Source organism: Streptomyces sp. iso_384 (assembly GCF_056172905.1).
The window spans coordinates 6,787,202-6,802,744 of record NZ_JBWBTT010000001.1 but is presented as its reverse complement, the minus strand read 5'-3'; the positions used below and the strand labels follow the sequence as shown (position 1 = coordinate 6,802,744).

15 protein-coding genes are annotated in these 15,543 nt (G+C 71.7%); 7 read left to right on the top strand and 8 right to left on the bottom strand.

Annotation, left to right across the window (positions count from 1 at the left end):
- The first annotated feature begins 4 nt into the window (after positions 1 to 4).
- Complete coding sequence (locus AC0VY3_RS30420) at positions 5 to 1,192, top strand: glutathionylspermidine synthase family protein (RefSeq protein WP_103509720.1); 1,188 nt, start codon at positions 5 to 7, stop codon at positions 1,190 to 1,192.
- A gap of 29 nt (positions 1,193 to 1,221) precedes the next feature.
- Here AC0VY3_RS30420 and rocD read toward each other — a convergent pair whose 3' ends face one another.
- A complete protein-coding gene (gene rocD, locus AC0VY3_RS30415; RefSeq protein WP_475551056.1) occupies positions 1,222 to 2,427 on the bottom strand; it encodes an ornithine--oxo-acid transaminase in 1,206 nt (401 codons plus the stop codon).
- Positions 2,428 to 2,738: 311 nt separating this feature from the next.
- Between rocD and trpS the strand changes: the two genes are divergently transcribed.
- Together trpS and AC0VY3_RS30405 are read left to right on the top strand one after the other, a co-directional pair.
- Positions 2,739 to 3,731, top strand: a complete 993-nt coding sequence (gene trpS, locus AC0VY3_RS30410; protein WP_103509725.1) for a tryptophan--tRNA ligase — start codon at positions 2,739 to 2,741, stop codon at positions 3,729 to 3,731.
- A 124-nt stretch (positions 3,732 to 3,855) separates the two neighbouring features.
- Complete coding sequence (locus AC0VY3_RS30405) at positions 3,856 to 4,458, top strand: 2'-5' RNA ligase family protein (protein WP_103509724.1); 603 nt, start codon at positions 3,856 to 3,858, stop codon at positions 4,456 to 4,458.
- Positions 4,459 to 4,572: 114 nt separating this feature from the next.
- Here AC0VY3_RS30405 and AC0VY3_RS30400 read toward each other — a convergent pair whose 3' ends face one another.
- Together AC0VY3_RS30400 and AC0VY3_RS30395 are read right to left on the bottom strand one after the other, a co-directional pair.
- Positions 4,573 to 5,328, bottom strand: coding sequence for a decaprenylphospho-beta-D-erythro-pentofuranosid-2-ulose 2-reductase (locus AC0VY3_RS30400; protein WP_137232383.1), 756 nt, complete (start codon positions 5,326 to 5,328; stop codon positions 4,573 to 4,575).
- Positions 5,329 to 5,371: 43 nt separating this feature from the next.
- Positions 5,372 to 6,736 (bottom strand): FAD-binding oxidoreductase, encoded by a 1,365-nt coding sequence (locus AC0VY3_RS30395; protein WP_475551055.1) that lies wholly within the window; start codon positions 6,734 to 6,736, stop codon positions 5,372 to 5,374.
- A gap of 172 nt (positions 6,737 to 6,908) precedes the next feature.
- Between AC0VY3_RS30395 and AC0VY3_RS30390 the strand changes: the two genes are divergently transcribed.
- Positions 6,909 to 7,835 (top strand): YihY/virulence factor BrkB family protein, encoded by a 927-nt coding sequence (locus tag AC0VY3_RS30390; protein ID WP_475551760.1) that lies wholly within the window; start codon positions 6,909 to 6,911, stop codon positions 7,833 to 7,835.
- Here AC0VY3_RS30390 and AC0VY3_RS30385 read toward each other — a convergent pair.
- The gene (locus tag AC0VY3_RS30385) at positions 7,832 to 9,190 is read right to left on the bottom strand and encodes a D-alanyl-D-alanine carboxypeptidase family protein (protein ID WP_475551054.1); all 1,359 of its coding nucleotides are present in this window, start codon (positions 9,188 to 9,190) and stop codon (positions 7,832 to 7,834) included. The two genes, AC0VY3_RS30390 and AC0VY3_RS30385, sit on opposite strands and share 4 nt — an antisense overlap.
- Before the next feature lie 133 nt (positions 9,191 to 9,323).
- Between AC0VY3_RS30385 and AC0VY3_RS30380 the strand changes: the two genes are divergently transcribed.
- The 3 genes from AC0VY3_RS30380 to AC0VY3_RS30370 all read left to right on the top strand — a co-directional run bounded on the left by AC0VY3_RS30380 (position 9,324) and on the right by AC0VY3_RS30370 (position 12,873).
- Positions 9,324 to 9,569 carry an SCO4848 family membrane protein gene (locus AC0VY3_RS30380; RefSeq protein ID WP_030084543.1) on the top strand — a complete coding sequence of 82 codons (246 nt, stop codon included), beginning with the start codon at positions 9,324 to 9,326 and terminating at the stop codon, positions 9,567 to 9,569.
- Between the two features lie 33 nt (positions 9,570 to 9,602).
- Positions 9,603 to 11,030, top strand: a complete 1,428-nt coding sequence (locus AC0VY3_RS30375; RefSeq protein ID WP_475551759.1) for a metallophosphoesterase — start codon at positions 9,603 to 9,605, stop codon at positions 11,028 to 11,030.
- Between the two features lie 289 nt (positions 11,031 to 11,319).
- Entirely contained in the window at positions 11,320 to 12,873 is a 1,554-nt protein-coding gene (locus AC0VY3_RS30370) for an ABC transporter substrate-binding protein (RefSeq protein WP_103509713.1), read from the top strand.
- Positions 12,874 to 12,890: 17 nt separating this feature from the next.
- On the opposite strand, the gene AC0VY3_RS30365 is transcribed toward AC0VY3_RS30370, so the two are convergent.
- The 4 genes from AC0VY3_RS30365 to AC0VY3_RS30350 form a co-directional block, all read right to left on the bottom strand.
- Positions 12,891 to 13,637, bottom strand: coding sequence for a TetR/AcrR family transcriptional regulator (locus AC0VY3_RS30365; protein WP_475551053.1), 747 nt, complete (start codon positions 13,635 to 13,637; stop codon positions 12,891 to 12,893).
- A 10-nt stretch (positions 13,638 to 13,647) separates the two neighbouring features.
- Entirely contained in the window at positions 13,648 to 14,154 is a 507-nt protein-coding gene (locus tag AC0VY3_RS30360) for a thiol-disulfide oxidoreductase DCC family protein (protein WP_475551052.1), read from the bottom strand.
- Entirely contained in the window at positions 14,127 to 14,561 is a 435-nt protein-coding gene (locus tag AC0VY3_RS30355) for a hypothetical protein (RefSeq protein WP_475551051.1), read from the bottom strand. Before AC0VY3_RS30355 ends, AC0VY3_RS30360 begins: the two co-directional genes overlap by 28 nt.
- A gap of 95 nt (positions 14,562 to 14,656) precedes the next feature.
- A complete protein-coding gene (locus AC0VY3_RS30350) occupies positions 14,657 to 15,532 on the bottom strand; it encodes a hypothetical protein (RefSeq protein WP_475551050.1) in 876 nt (291 codons plus the stop codon).
- Positions 15,533 to 15,543 lie beyond the last annotated feature (11 nt).

Below are 15,543 nucleotides of genomic sequence, written 5' to 3'. Positions count from 1 at the left end.
GGAGATGGAGCGCCGTACGACCGAGCCGCGCCCCGGCTGGCAGGAGATCGTCGAGTCGCAGGGCGTCGTCTACCCGCTCACGCGCTACCCGGACGACTCGCTGCGCCCGTACTGGGACGAGAGCGCCTACTACGTCTTCTCGCTGCCCGAGGTCGAGGCCCTGGAGGAGGTGGTCGAGGAACTGCACACGATGTGCCTGGCCGCAGCCGCGCACATCGTCGAGCAGAACCGCTTCGCCGACCTCGGCATCACCGACCCGCGGCTGGCCGCGCTGGTCGCCGAGTCCTGGCACCGCCGCACCGAACTGCCCTCCGTGTACGGGCGGTTCGACCTGCGGTACGACGGGAGCGGCCCGGCGAAGATGCTGGAGTACAACGCCGACACCCCGACCTCGCTGGTGGAGGCCGCGAGTGCGCAGTGGTTCTGGATGGAGGACCGCTTCCCCGGCGCCGACCAGTGGAACTCCCTGCATGAGCGGCTGGTGGACGCCTGGAAACGGCAGGCGCCTCTCCTGCCGCCCGGGCCGCTGCACTTCGTGCACTCCGACGGCGACGAGGCGGGCGAGGACCTGATGACGGTCGCGTACCTGCGGGAGACCGCCCAGCAGGCCGGGATCGACACCGAGGCGCTCTCCGTCGAGGAGATCGGCTGGGACCGGCTGTCCGGGCGGTTCGTGGACGACCGGCTCCGCTTCATCCGCAGCTGCTTCAAGCTCTACCCCTGGGAGTGGCTGGCCACCGACCGCTTCGGACCGCAGGTGCTGGACACCCTCGACAACGGCGGCGGCTCCGGCACCACCTGCTGGATCGAGCCCGCCTGGAAGATGCTGCTCTCCAACAAGGCGCTCCTCGCGATCCTCTGGGAGCTCCACCCCGGCCACCCGAACCTGCTCCCCGCCCACCTCGACGGCCCGCGCGAGCTGGCCGGACCGGGAGGCGCGGGGTACGTCTCCAAGCCGCTGCTCGGCCGCGAGGGCGCCGGGGTCGATCTGCACGGCCCCGGCTCCCCGCCCGTCCTGCGCGACGAGCCGTGCTGCTACCAGGAGTTGGCCCCGCTGCCGGACATCGACGGCAACCGGGTGGTGCTCGGCGCGTGGATCGTCGAGGACGAGGCGGCGGGGCTCGGCATCCGGGAGTCGGCGGGGCCGGTCACGGACGAGTACGCCCGCTTCCTGCCCCACGTCATCCTCTGAACCATCCGGCTCCTGGCGCCGGGACCGGCTCAGGCGCTCAGCACCGCCCGCAGCCGGTCCAGGCCCCAGTCCAGGTCCTCCTTGGAGATCACCAGCGGCGGGGCGATCCGGATCGTGGAGCCGTGGGTGTCCTTCACCAGCACTCCCCGCTCCATCAGCTTCTCGGAGATCTCCCGGCCGGTGCCCAGCGCCGGTGCGATGTCCACGCCCGCCCACAGGCCCCGGCCGCGCACCGCCTCCACCCCGCCGCCGCCCGTCAACAGGCCCAGCTCCCGGTGCAGATGGTCGCCCAGCTCGGCCGCCCGCTGCTGGTACTCACCGGTCCGCAGCATCGCGATCACCTCCAGCGCCACCGCACAGGCCAGCGGGTTCCCGCCGAAGGTGGAGCCGTGCTCGCCGGGCCGGAACACACCGAGCACATCCGCCGACGAGACCACCGCGGAGACCGGCACCACACCGCCGCCCAGCGCCTTGCCGAGCACGTACATGTCCGGCACCACACCCTCGTGGTCCAGCGCGAACGTCTTCCCGGTCCGCCCCAGACCCGACTGGATCTCGTCCGCGATGAACAGCACGTTCCGCTCGCGGGTCAGTTCCCGTACGCCGGAGAGATAGCCGGCCGGCGGCACCAGCACCCCGGCCTCGCCCTGGATCGGCTCGATCAGCACCGCCACGGTGTTCTCGGTCATCGCCTCCCGCATCGCGGTGAGATCCCCGTACGGCACGATCTCGAACCCCGGGGTGTACGGGCCGAAGTCGGCCCGCGCCTCCGGGTCCGTGGAGAAGCTGACGATGGTCGTCGTGCGGCCGTGGAAGTTGTCCGAGGCCACGATGATCTTCGCCATGCCGTCCGGCACACCCTTGACCCGGTAGCCCCACTTGCGGGCGGTCTTCACCGCGGTCTCCACGGCCTCCGCCCCGGTGTTCATCGGCAGCACCGTCTCCATGCCGCACAGCGCCGCCAGCTCCGCACAGAAGCCGGCGAACCGGTCGTGGTGGAAGGCCCGGGAGGTCAGCGTCACCCGTTCCAGCTGGGCCTTGGCCGCGTCGATGAGACGCCGGTTGCCATGGCCGAAATTGAGCGCCGAGTATCCGGCCAGCAGGTCCAGATACCTACGGCCCTCGACATCGGTCATCCAGGCGCCCTCCGCCGTGGCCACGACGACCGGCAACGGGTGGTAGTTGTGCGCGCTGTGCGCCTCGGCGGAGGCGATGGCGGTTTCCGTGGTCGACACGGGATCTCCGTTCGTCGTGCGGCAGGGGCGGGGGTGGTGCCCACTTTGTATCGTCGGTCGGATCCCGTGCCGGGAAACCTCCACCGCGCGGCGCGCCCGCCGTCGCACGCCGGGCGGCCGGAATGTGGGGTTCGTCTCAGCCGTGCGCTCCCGTGCTCCGGGACCGTGCGGTGACGCGCCCTTCCCGCCCCGCACCGGCTGCCGGAGATGCCCCGGACACCTGAGACAATGGGGCCATGGCCTCTGATCGCCCTTCGCTCCCCACCGACCAGCCGCAGACGGGCCGCACCGGTGCGGCCGTCCGTCCGCGCGTGCTCTCCGGGATCCAGCCCACCGCGGGCTCGTTCCACCTCGGCAACTACCTGGGCGCGGTGCGCCAGTGGGTGGCGCTGCAGGAGAGCCACGACGCCTTCTACATGGTCGTGGACCTGCACGCGATCACGATCCCGCAGGACCCCGCCGAGCTGCGGGCCAACACCCGGCTCGCCGCGGCGCAGCTGCTCGCGGCCGGTCTGGACCCGGAGCGCTGCACGCTCTTCGTCCAGAGCCATGTGCCCGAGCACGCCCAGCTCGGCTGGGTGATGAACTGCCTCACGGGCTTCGGCGAGGCCTCCCGGATGACGCAGTTCAAGGACAAGTCCGCCAAGCAGGGCGCCGACCGGGCCACCGTCGGTCTCTTCACCTACCCGGTGCTCCAGGTCGCCGACATCCTGCTCTACCAGGCGAACCAGGTCCCGGTGGGCGAGGACCAGCGCCAGCACATCGAGCTGACCCGCGACCTCGCCGAGCGGTTCAACGGCCGGTACGGACAGACGTTCACCGTGCCCGCGCCGTACATCCTCAAGGAGACGGCGAAGATCTTCGACCTCCAGGACCCGGCGGTGAAGATGAGCAAGTCGGCCTCCACGCCGAAGGGCCTCATCAACCTGCTGGACGACCCGAAGGTCACCGCGAAGAAGGTGAAGAGCGCGGTCACCGACACCGACACGGTGATCCGCTTCGACGCCGAGAAGAAGCCGGGCGTCAGCAACCTGCTCTCGATCCTCTCCACCCTCTCCGGCAGCCCCGTCGAGGATCTGGAACGGAGTTACGAGGGCAAGGGCTACGGTGCGCTGAAGACCGACCTGGCCGAGGCCATGGTGGAATTCGTCACTCCCTTCCGGACCCGCACCCAGGAATATCTGGACGACCCGGAGACGCTGGACTCCCTTCTGGCCAAGGGAGCGGAGAAGGCCAGGGCCGTCGCGGCGGAGACGCTGGCACAGACGTACGACCGGATGGGCTTCCTGCCCGCGAAGCACTGAGTCCAAGGACCCTGGCGAGATCATGGCCGCAGGGGTCACACTTGCGGCGACGGAACGCGCGGGCCGGACATCAGGCCCGCGCGGCATGACCGGAAATCGACCATCGACGATGGAGGAGAACGACGTGGGGACCGTAACGCTCGGCGTTTCGATCGCGGTCCCGGAGCCTTACGGCAGCCTGCTCCAGGAACGCCGCGCGAGCTTCGGGGACCCTGCCGCCTTCGGCATTCCCACCCACGTCACCCTCATGCCGCCGACCGAGGCGCAGGCGGCCGACCTCCCGGCGATCGAGGCGCACCTCGACCGGATCGCCACGGCCGGCCGGCCGTTCCCGATGCGGCTCTCCGGAACCGGCACCTTCCGCCCGCTGTCGCCGGTCGTCTTCGTCCAGGTCGTCGAGGGGGCCTCGGCCTGCTCCTGGCTCCAGAAGCGGGTGCGGGACGCCTCCGGCCCCCTGGTGCGCGAGCTGCAGTTCCCGTACCACCCGCATGTCACCGTGGCCCACGGCATCGCCGAGGAGGCCATGGACCGGGCCTACGAGGAGCTCGCCGACTACGAGGCGGCCTGGACCTGCGGTTCCTTCGCGCTGTACGAGCAGGGCCCGGACGCGGTCTGGCGCAAGCTCCGGGACTTCCCGTTCGGAGCGGGCGGCGGGACGCCCGCCGTCCCCGCCCAGGGCGGCTACACGATCGAAGCGTCGTCGTCGGCCCCGTCGCTGCGGCCCTGAGCGGCCGGGACAGCCGCCGTACGTCCCCGGTCCGCCAGGACCTGTCGTCACACTGCCGCCTGCCGGGCGACGCCTGACACGCACTCCCCCAAGCTCAGGCCCTGATGAATACACCTAGACCGGAAGCCTGCGGAACAGCGGGCGCGGCACGTGCCGCAGCGCCGCCATCACCACCCGGAGCGAACCGGGCACCCATACGGTCTCCGAGCGCCGCCGCAGCCCCGTGACGATCGCCGCCGCCACCTCCTCCGGGCCGGTCGCGAGCGGCTGCTCCGGCCGCCCCGCCGTGGCCCGCGTCCGTACGAAACCGGGGCGGACGATCATCACCTGCACCCCGGTCCCCTGGAGCGCGTCGCCGAGCCCCTGAGCGAACGCGTCGAGGCCCGCCTTGCTGGAGCCGTAGATGAAGTCCGCACGCCGGGCGCGCTCCCCGGCCACCGAGGACAGCACCACCAGCGAACCGTGCCCCTGCGCCTGCAGTGCGCCGGCGCACACCAGCCCGGCGGAGACCGCCCCCGTGTAGTTGGTCTGGGCGACCCGGACCGCGGCCATCGGCTCCTCCTCGTCCCGCGCCTGGTCGCCGAGGACGCCGAACGCCATCAGCACCACGTCGATGTCGCCCTCCGCGAAGACCTTGCCGAGGGCGACCTCGTGGGAGCCGGAGTCCAGCGCGTCGAAGTCGACGGTCCGTACGTCCGCCCCCCGGCCACGGAGCTCGGCAGCGGCCGACTCCAGGGCCGGGGAGGGGCGCCCGGCCAGCCAGACCCGGCGGGTGCGCAGGGCGATCAGCCGGCGCGCGGTGGCCAGGGCGATCTCCGAGGTGCCGCCGAGGATGAGCAGGGACTGCGGGGCGCCGAAGGCGTCCTTCACGGAATTCTCCTGGTCAGATGGGGTGGGATTCTCTGGGGGCCGATCACAGGCCGAGCCGGCGCGACAGGTCCGAGCGGAACGCTCCCGCCGGGTCGAGCCGTGCCCGCAGCTCCCGGAACTCCGCCAGCCGCGGGTACATCGCGGCCGCCGTCTCCGGCCGCATCCGGGAATCCTTCGCCAGGCAGACCCGGCCCCCGGCGGCGGCCACCTCCTCGTCGACGCCGTCCAGGAAGCGGGCGAGAGCGGGCAGGGCCGCGGGCAGATCCAGCGCGAGGGTCCAGCCGGGCGCGGCGAACGACAGCAGGCCCGGGTCCGCCGCCCCGAACCGCTGGAGCACGGCCCGCACGGCGGGGCTCCGGCGCGCCGCGATCCGGCGCACCACCCGGTGCAGGGTCTCCTCCTGGCCGTACCCGACGGCGAACCGGTAGCGCACCAGGCCGCCCCGGCCGTAGAGCGGGCGCGGGTCCGGAAGAGCGTCCGACGCGTGGAAGAAGAGGGGCAGCGGGCGCAGCTCACCGGTCCGCGCGCGGGGTGCGCCGCGGTAGCGGACCTCGTTGTACAGGGCGGCCGCCGCCGGGCCGAGCAGTCCGCCCGGCAGCGGCGGCAGGCCGGGGAGTGCGCCCCGGCCCCGGGGCCCGCCGGAGCGCGGCCCCAGCAGAGTGCGCCGCGCGTGCGCCGGGCGCACATCGAGGGGCGCATGCTCCCCTCGGGTGAGGATTCCGCGTCCGGTCGCCCGGCCCCGGGCCGTCAGGTCGATCCAGGCTGAGCCGTACGGCAACCGGTCGCCGCCGGCGGTGAAGCGGGCCAGCAGATCGTCCAGGTCCCCGGCGCGCTCGGTGGAGACGGACATCAGGGCCGTGCCGACGCGCCGCAGCCGGAGCGTGGCGCCCAGGATCACCCCGGTCAGCCCCAGGCCCCCGGCGGTGGCGTCGAAGAGGGCGGTGCCCGGCAGCACCGTACGCACCTCGCCGTCCGCGGTGAGCAGCTCCAGGGCGCTCACGTGCCGGGCGAACGAACCGGACCGGCGGTGGTCGAGGCCGGCCAGATCGGAGCCGACCGCCCCGCCGACGGTCACCCTGCCGGTCCCCGGCACGACCGGCGGCAGCCAGCCGAGCGGCAGCAGCACCCGCAGCAGCCGCTCCAGGCTCACCCCCGCGTCGCAGCGCACCGCACCGGCGGCGGCGTCGACCGCGCCGATCCGGGCCAGGCCCGTCGTGTCGAGCACCGAACCGCCCGCGTTCTGCGCCGCGTCCCCGGGCGACCGCCCCAGCCCGCGCGCGATGACTCCCCGGGGCCCGCGCCCCCGGACGACGGCGGCCGCCTCCTCGTGCGTACGGGGGCGGAACCGCACGGCGGTCGTCGGGGCGGTGCGGCCCCAGCCGGTCAAGGACACCGTGTCGACGGACATGAGGGTGACCGTATCGTCCGGGAAATCCCCTTCGCGGCATTGGTGAATTCGCTCACCGGAACGGGTGATGGAGTGAGTGTCAGCGAAGCGTGACGGGGATCCGCCGGACGGGTCCGGGAGAGTCCGGGGCGGGCCGCTGGTGTTCCGGGCCCAGGAGGGTACGCGTTACGTCATGGACTGGCTCAAGAAACTCCCGGTGATCGGGCCCCTGGTCGCCCGGCTGATGGAGACGCACGCGTGGCGTTCCTACGAGCGGCTGGACCGGGTCCACTGGGCCAGGCTCGCGGCGGCGATCACCTTCATCAGCTTTCTGGCCCTCTTCCCGCTGATCGCGGTGGGAGCGGCCATCGCCGCCGCCCTGCTGAGCGACAAGCAGCTGGACACCATCAAGGACAAGCTCGCCGACCAGGTGCCCGGCATCTCGGACCAGTTGGGCATCGACGGTCTGGTCGCCAACGCGGGCACGGTCGGTCTGGTGGCCGGTGCGCTGCTGCTGTTCACCGGTGTCGGCTGGGTCGGCTCGATGCGCGAGTGCCTGCGCGCGGTCTGGGAACTGGACGACGTCCAGAAGGCCAACCCCGTCGTCGCCAAGGTGAAGGACGCCGTGCTGCTGGTCGGCCTCGGCGGTGCGGTGCTCGCCACCGCGGCGGTCTCCACCATCGGCTCGATGGCGGTCGGCCGGACAGCCGACCTGATCGGCATCCCCGACGGCGGGGCGGGCGGCGTCCTGCTGCGGGTGGCCGCTCTGGCGGTCGCGGTCGTCGCCGACTTCCTGCTGCTGCTCTATCTGCTGACGCTGCTGCCCGGGGTGGAGCCGCCCCGGCGGCGGCTGATGGTCGCGGCGCTGCTCGGGGCGGTCGGCTTCGAACTGCTCAAGCTGCTGCTCGGCAGCTATATGCGGGAGGTCGCGGGCAAGAGCATGTACGGCGCGTTCGGCGTGCCGATCGCGCTCCTCCTGTGGATCAACTTCACCGCGAAACTGCTGCTGTTCTGCGCCGCCTGGACGGCGACCGGCAGCAAGGACGAGGAGGACGACGAGGACACCGACGCGGGGGGTGCCGCCGGGGCCGAGGCGCCCGGCGGCTCCACCCGCGCCTAGGACTTGTCGGTCGAGGCAGCCGGTTCGGCCGGCTCGGCGGTCCCGTCCGGCTCCGTGGTACCGGCCGTCCCGGCCGTCTCGGTCGGTTCGTCGCTCGCGGCCGGGGCGCGGCGGGTCAGACCGGGCAGCGGCCAGCGGCGGTTGACCAGGAACACCCCGCCGGCCAGGAGCACCAGCAGCCCGCCGATGATCGCCAGGGCGATCCCGACCCCGCTGGAACCGTTCGCGGCCGACGCGTGCGCGGCCTCCGCCTGGCCGCCCGAACCCTGGTCCGCGCCGGCGGCGGGCGCCGCGCCCTTGCCGCCGGTCGCCGCGCCGGTGCCGGTGTCCACGGACTTCGGCGGCACCAGCTCGCCGACCGGGGTCACCTTGCCGCTCGCCGCGAAGCCCCAGTCGAGCAGGTGGGCGGCCTCCTTGTAGACGGCGTGGCTCTCCTCCGCCGACGGGTTCATGACCGTGACCAGCAGGACCTTGCCGTTGCGCTCGGCGACGCCGGTGAAGGTGTTGCCCGCGTGGGTGGTGTAGCCGTTCTTGACGCCCGCGATGCCCTGGTACGGGTCCACGCCGATGTCCCCGGTGATCAGCCGGTTGGTGTTCTGGATCTCGAAGGAGTCGCGCTTCTTCCCCTTCTTCTCCTCGCCGGGGAAGTCGGCCGAGGCGGTCGCCGCGTACTCGCGGAAGTCCTTCTTCTGGAGCCCGCTGCGGGCGATGAGGGTCAGGTCGTAGGCGCTGGAGACCTGGCGCGGCGCGTCGTACCCGTCCGGCGAGATCACCACCGTGTCCAGGGCCTGGAGTTCCTCGGCGTGCTTCTGCATCGCGGCCACCGTCTCCGGAACGCCGCCGTACATCTCCGAGAGCACGTGCACCGCGTCGTTGCCCGACCGCAGGAACACCCCGAGCCACAGGTCGTGGACCGTGTAGGTGTGGTCCTCCTTGATCCCGACGAGGCTGCTCCCCTCGCCGACCCCGGCCAGCTCGCTCTCCGTCACCTTGTGGGTGGCGGTGGGCTGGAGCGCGGGCAGGACCGTGTCCGCGAAGAGCATCTTCAGGGTGGAGGCGGGCGGCAGCCGCCAGTGCGAGTTGTGCGCCGCCAGGACGTCCCCGTTCTCCGCGTCCGCGACGATCCACGACCGGCCCGACAGCTTCTTGGGCAGCACCGGCGCCCCCGGGCCCAGATTGACCTGGGTGCCAGCCTTGCCGAGCCGCTCCCCGCCGAGGCTGGACATGGTGCTCGGCGGCTTGGGCTGCTTGTCGTCGCTCTTGTCCTTGTCGGCCGCCGCGGCGGGACTGAGGACGAAACCGGACAACAAGGCGGCGGAGGTGACCGTCAGGGCGATCTTTTTCAGAGCAGGCACGGTCGGAAACGTACAGGGCGAAGATGTGGATGCGGAGCCGGACCGCCTGACCCGCCGCAGGGAACGCCGGGACGGCCCCGTTCGGACGCCACCCCGGGGGAGGGAGCCGGGCGGCGGCGGCGATACTGGACCCATGAAGCTCAGCCGCCGCGTGTCCTGGTTCCTGCTCGCGTTCGGGGTGTGGAGCTGGTTCATCTGGATCACTTTCGTCAAGAACCTGTGGCAGGACGGCAGCGGGCTCGCCTTCGACGACGCGGGCGAACCGACCGGGTACTTCTGGGTGCACCTGCTGCTCGCCATCACGTCCTTTCTTCTGGGGACGGCGGTCGGCGTGATCGGGTTGCGTGGAGTCCGGGCTTTGCGCGACAAGCGCGCATGACGACGGGAACATGGGGAAGCTCGGATGGCTGCAGTGGTCTTCGCCCTGGTGGGGCTCGTGGTGCTGGCGTTGCTCGGCGCCGTGCACCGGTATCTGTGGCGGCGCTTCGTCGGTGACACGACGGCGCCGGGCAGCCCGCTGCGGCGGGCGGGCACCGTCGCCGCCTTCGTCCTGCCGCTGCTGAGCGTCGGCGCCATGACGTCCGGCCGGGTGGGCGCGCCCTTCTGGCTCCAGCAGGTGCTGGCCTGGCCGGGCTTCCTGTGGCTGGCCTGCCTGCTGTACCTGACGCTGGCGCTGCTCGTGGGAGAGGTCGTACGTCCGGTGCTCCTGCGGGTCCTCGCCCGGCGCGACCGGAAGGCGGTCACGGCCGAAAGCGGAAAGCCTTCCGCAGTGCCTTCCGCAGTGCCTTCCGGAACGTCTGCCGGAACGCTCGTCGAGCTCCCGGAAGAGACCCGTCCCCGTGCCGAGGAGCTGGTTCCGTCCCGCTCGGGCGGTACCTCGGAAGCAACGGTGCGTACGGCGACGGAACCCGTGGCGGATCCGGAAACGGAACCCACGACCGGACCGGAAGCGGAACCGGCAGCGGGATCGGCTCAGCAGCCCGCGGCCGAGGCCCCGCCCGCGCTCGCCCCGAATCCCTCCCGCCGGCTCTTCGTCTCCCGGGTCGTCGGCGGCGCGGCGGCCGCCGCCGGACTCGCCACCGTCGGGTACGGCACGTACGGCGTACTGCGCGGGCCGAGCGTCCGGCGGATCACCGTCCCGCTGGCCAAACTGCCCCGCGCCGCCCACGGCTTCCGGATCGCCGTGGTCAGCGACATCCACATCGGCCCGATCCTCGGCCGCGCCCACACCCGCCGGATCGTCGACACGATCAACCGGACCTCGCCCGACCTGGTCGCCGTCGTCGGCGACCTCGTCGACGGGTCCGTCGCCGACCTCGGCTCCGCCGCCGAACCGCTGGCGGCCCTGCGCGCCCGGCACGGCAGCTTCTTCGTCACCGGCAACCACGAGTACTTCTCCGGCGCCGAGCAGTGGGTCGACCACGTCCGGGAGCTGGGCCTGCACCCGCTGGAGAACGCCCGGGTCGAGATCGAGGGATTCGACCTCGCGGGCGTCAACGACGTGGCCGGCGAGACCGAGGGCCAGGGGCCCGACTTCGTGAAGGCGCTGGGCGACCGGGACCGGGGCCGCGCCTCCGTCCTCCTCGCGCACCAGCCCGTCGTCATCCACGACGCCGTCGAGCACGGCGTCGACCTCCAGCTCTCCGGCCACACCCACGGCGGACAGCTCTGGCCCGGCAACTTCCTCGCCGAGCTGGCCAACCCCACCGTCGCCGGGCTCGAACGCTACGGCGACACCCAGCTCTTCGTCTCGCGCGGCGCGGGCGCCTGGGGCCCGCCGGTCCGGGTGGGCGCCCCGTCCGACATCACCGTCGTGGAGCTCGCCTCCCGTCAGGCGTAGGTCTCCGTCGGGCGTGGTTCCGTTGCGGGTGCGACGACTGCGCGACCCCGCATGCGTCGTCATGAAATCCATACCGAAGGGTCACCGTCAGCTACGGAAACCTGCAGGTAGGAGGCAGGAAACAGCCTTTTCGGACAGGGGTTCCCGTGCGTGTCCAACAAAAGGCTGTGAGGGCCCCATTTACTCTTCCAGATGTGAAAATCGTGTGATTGGGTAAGCGCGAACATGCGGCGATGTGCGCGTCACAAACGCGACCGCCGAGGTGGGGCTGGTAAGGGAGAGCACGGCAATGCGGTCGGTCCGGGTACGGATTCTCGCGATTCTCGCGGTTTTGGTCATAGCGGGCGTCGGCGCCTGGCAACTGCTCCCGTCGGGGGAGGGGAAGACCGATGCGATCACTGTCGGGACATCGGACGTCGTCACCTCGCTCGACCCGGCCGGCGCGTACGACGCGGGTTCCTGGGCGATCTACAGCAACATCTACCAGTCGCTGATGACCTTCAAGCCCGGTGCCGTCACGCCGGAGCCGGACGCCGCCGAGAGCTGCGGGTTCGTCGGGCAGAAGCTCCAGACGTACCAGTGCAAGCTCCGTGACGACCTGACCTTCTCCAACGGCCGCAAGATCACCGCCGAGGACGTCAAGCACTCCTTCGACCGGATCTTCACGATCAAGTCGGACGTCGGCCCCGCGGGTCTCTTCCCCACGCTGAAGTCGGTGACGACCGAGGGCCGCACGATCACGTTCAACCTGTCCGGCAAGGACGCGACCTTCCCGCAGAAGATCGCCACCGGCGCCGCGGCGATCGTCGACCCGACCAAGTACCCCGAGGACAAGCTCCGCGCGGGCAACGAGGTCGACGGCTCCGGCCCGTACGTCCTGAAGTCGTACGAGTCGGGGAGCCGCGCCGAGCTGGTGCCCAACCTGAAGTACAAGGGCGCGCTCAAGAAGACCGGCGAAGCGGTCAACATCCGCTACTTCAAGACCTCCGAGGACCTGCAGACGTCCTGGGACAGCGGCGACGTGGACATCGCCCACCGCCAGCTGCCGTCCGAGACGCTCGCCGAACTGAACGCGAACGACCCGGACATACGGGTGACCGAGGCGGCCAGCGCCGAGATCCGCAACATCATCTTCAACTCCCGCACCGACTCGCCGTTCGGCGAGAAGAAGGTCCGCCAGGCCGTCGCCGCGCTCCTCGACCGGGGTCCCCTGGTCCGGAAGGTCTACCAGGGCACGGTCGACCCGCTGTACTCGCTGATCCCCACCGGCTACATCGGGCACAGCACCCCGTTCTTCGACGCGTACCCCTCCTCCGACCCCAAGCGTGCCGAGCAACTGCTGCAGCAGGCCGGGGTGGAGACGCCGGTCGCCATCAACTTCGCGTACCGCGAGGGCGACATGTACACCAAGGAGACCGCCGAGCTGCGCCGTCAGATGGAGAAGGACGGGCTGTTCAAGGTCTCGGTCGAGGCCGTGGAGTGGACGAAGTACCAGAAGGAGTACGCCGCCGGTAAGTACGACATGTACACCGTCGGCTGGTTCCCCGACTTCCCGGACCCCGACACCTTCAGCCAGCCGCTCGTCGGCACCGGAAACGTCCTGCACAGCGGCTACTCCAGCAAGAAGATGGACCAGCTGATCGCCGCCACGCAGCAGTTCAGCGACCGCAGCCGCACCTCCGGCGACTTCAAGGACATGCAGGAGCTCGTCGGCGAGGACGTCCCGCTGCTGCCGCTGTGGCAGAAGAAGGACTACGTCGTCGCCAAGGCCGATGTCGCCGGCTCGCAGTACCTCTCCGACGGCACCGGCACCTGGCGCCTGTGGGAGCTCAGCTGGATCTGATGGATCCGACCGGTTCGTCAGCCGGCCGGGCCCCGGGCAGTGTCCTGGGGCCCGGCCGTCGCCGTTCCCGGCAGGAACTCCACCAGCAGCCCGTGGATCTGCCGCACCAGCGGTCGCAGCACCCGGAACCGGGAGAGCGAGATGGCCCGGGCGGCGATCGGCGCGGTGCGTTCGACCAGCCGGCGGCTGCGCTCGGCGCCCTCGGTCCGGTCGTACACCCAGAACAGCACCAGCCCCATCTGCATCAGCCACATCAACTGCGGCAGCAGCGGAGCCAGTTCCGGATCGCTCTTGACGTCCGCCCCGGCGATGCAGCGCTCATGGATGGAGATCGCCGCGTCACGGGCGGCCACCGAGTCCTCGGAGAACGGGGAGAGCGGACTGTCCGGATCGGCCGCGTTCTTGAAGAACTGCGCGGCGAAGCGGTGGTACGGCTCCGCCACGTCCAGCCAGCCGAGCAGCACCCCCCTGATCCGTACGGTCAGATCGCCGTCGCCCTCCAGCACGGGCCGGACCGCCGCGGCGTGTTCGGCGGCGATCCGGTCGTAGAAGCCCTGGACCAGGTGCTCCTTCGAGGAGAAGTAGTAGTAGGCGTTCCCGACCGAGACGCCCGCCTCCTGGGCGATGGCCCGCATGGTCGTCCGGTCGTAGCCGCGCTCCGCGAAGAGCCGGAGCGCCGTTTCGAGAATCAGCGTGCGGGTCTGCTCGCTCTTCGCGGCCTTGGCCGGCTTGTTCTCCTGCACGTTCTTCTCTTCCTTCACCACGGGCCCAAGGTTAACGGGGGCCCCACGGTCCTCCGGGCGGGGTGGCGCATTCGCGGGCCCCGGGGGCGCAGGGCGGCAGCGCCCTGGAGCGGTAGCGGGCGGCGGCCAGCACGGTGCCCCGGGCGAAGGGCCGGCCCGCCGGGGTGGTCAGCCAGTGGGCCCTGGAGCGGTACTTGGCGAGCGCCCACAGACAGACGATCCAGGCGGAGGCCTCCCGGTGGACCTGCCCCAGGTCACCGACCACCGTGATCTCCGCAAGCGTCGCCGCATGGTCCAGCTCCGGGAACCGCCGCCGCGCCTCGGCCGATCCGGCCGGTACGAGGTCCAGCGGGACGAGCTGCCGCTGCCGCCGGAGCCAGTGCCGGAGATGGACGCAGAGCGGGCACTGCGCGTCGTAGAGCACGGTGAGCCGTCGTACGGGGGCGGGCCCGGGGTGTACGGGAGCGGGCTCGGGCTCCACGGCGGCGGGCGGCGCCCCGGTCACCGGGCTCACCGCCCGGGTGCGGGCGCGGCCCACGGGCCCTGGGTGGCCGGAGGCGTCCAGCCCTGCGGCGGAACGGGCGGCGTCTGCTCGCGCTCCAGGGCGCTGCGGCGGCGGATCCGGCTGAGCACCCACACATTGCCCAGGTGCATGACGCCGAGGACCAGCAGGACCACGCCCACCTTCACCGAGAGGGCCTCGATCAGCTCGCGGGCATCGGCCACTCCGCCGGCGTTCTTCAGATAGAGCGTGACGAACCCGAGGTTGACCAGGTAGAAGCCGACCACCAGCAGGTGGTTGACGGCGTCGGCGAGCTTCTCGTTCCCGTGCAGCACATCGGCGAGGAAGATCCGCCCGTTGCGGCTGAGCGTGCGGGCGACCCAGACGGTGAGCGCCACGGTGATCAGCAGGTAGATGACGTACGCGACAACAGTGAGGTCCATGCCCCACCCTCCCTTGAACGCGTTCAAAAATGCTCTTGGGCGTGACTGTAGACCCCTTCTTGAACATGTTCAAGAAGGGGTCTACGGGGGGTGGTTCAGAGAACCTTGGGTTCTTCCGGCTCCGGCCGCTCCGGCGGTTCGGACGGCTCGGGCCGCTCCGGCGGTTCGGACGGCTCGGGCCGCTCCGGCGGCTCCGTCAGCGCGTCCGCGATCTCCGCGCGCAACGCCTCGCCGTGCAGCGGCGTCAGTTCCGCGAGCGCCGTGTTCCACTCCTCGGCCGCGCTCTCCACCGCCTCACGGAAGCCCCGCGCCACCGGGCCCCGGGCGAAGAACAGCACCACCGCGCCCACCGGCCGCAGCAGCCACCGCCCGCGCACGCCCAGCACCGCACGGACGTGCCAGGAACCGTCCCCGGCCGGGTGCGGGGTGACCGTCAGACGGGCCTTGGCCAGCCGGTGCACCGCCTTGCCGACGACCGGGGCCCGGGGGGCCGGGGGAGCCGCGGCGGGTCGGTCCAGCGCCGCCCACCAGGCGTGCAGGTCGGCCTTGCCGCGCCCCGAGAAGCGGTACAGCGAACCGCCCTTCGGGTTGTGCCCGTCGAGGGACAGCTCCAGCGCCCTGGGCGTCCGGGGCTCGCGCAGCCGTACCCGTACCCGCATGGACATGCCCTCCTCCGCCACGAGGCTCTCCACCTCGATGGCGCGGGAGGGCCGCCACTCACGCAGGACGGCGGTCTCCGGGGCGCCCGTCTCGTCCTTCACCGGATCCGGTGTCTCCCCGTACTCCGCACCCGGTTGCAGGTGACGCCCCTTCAGCAGCCGGAGGCCGTCGATCGGGCGTCCGTCGGGCAGCAGAAGGGCACCGCCCTGCTCGCGGGAGGCTTCGAAGAGGTCCACCACATGCCCGGCGGCTTCCTCGAACCAGCCGCGGTCCAGGGCGGCCACGGAGACCGTGTGCTCGAAACGTGCCATGGGCGGCGCGC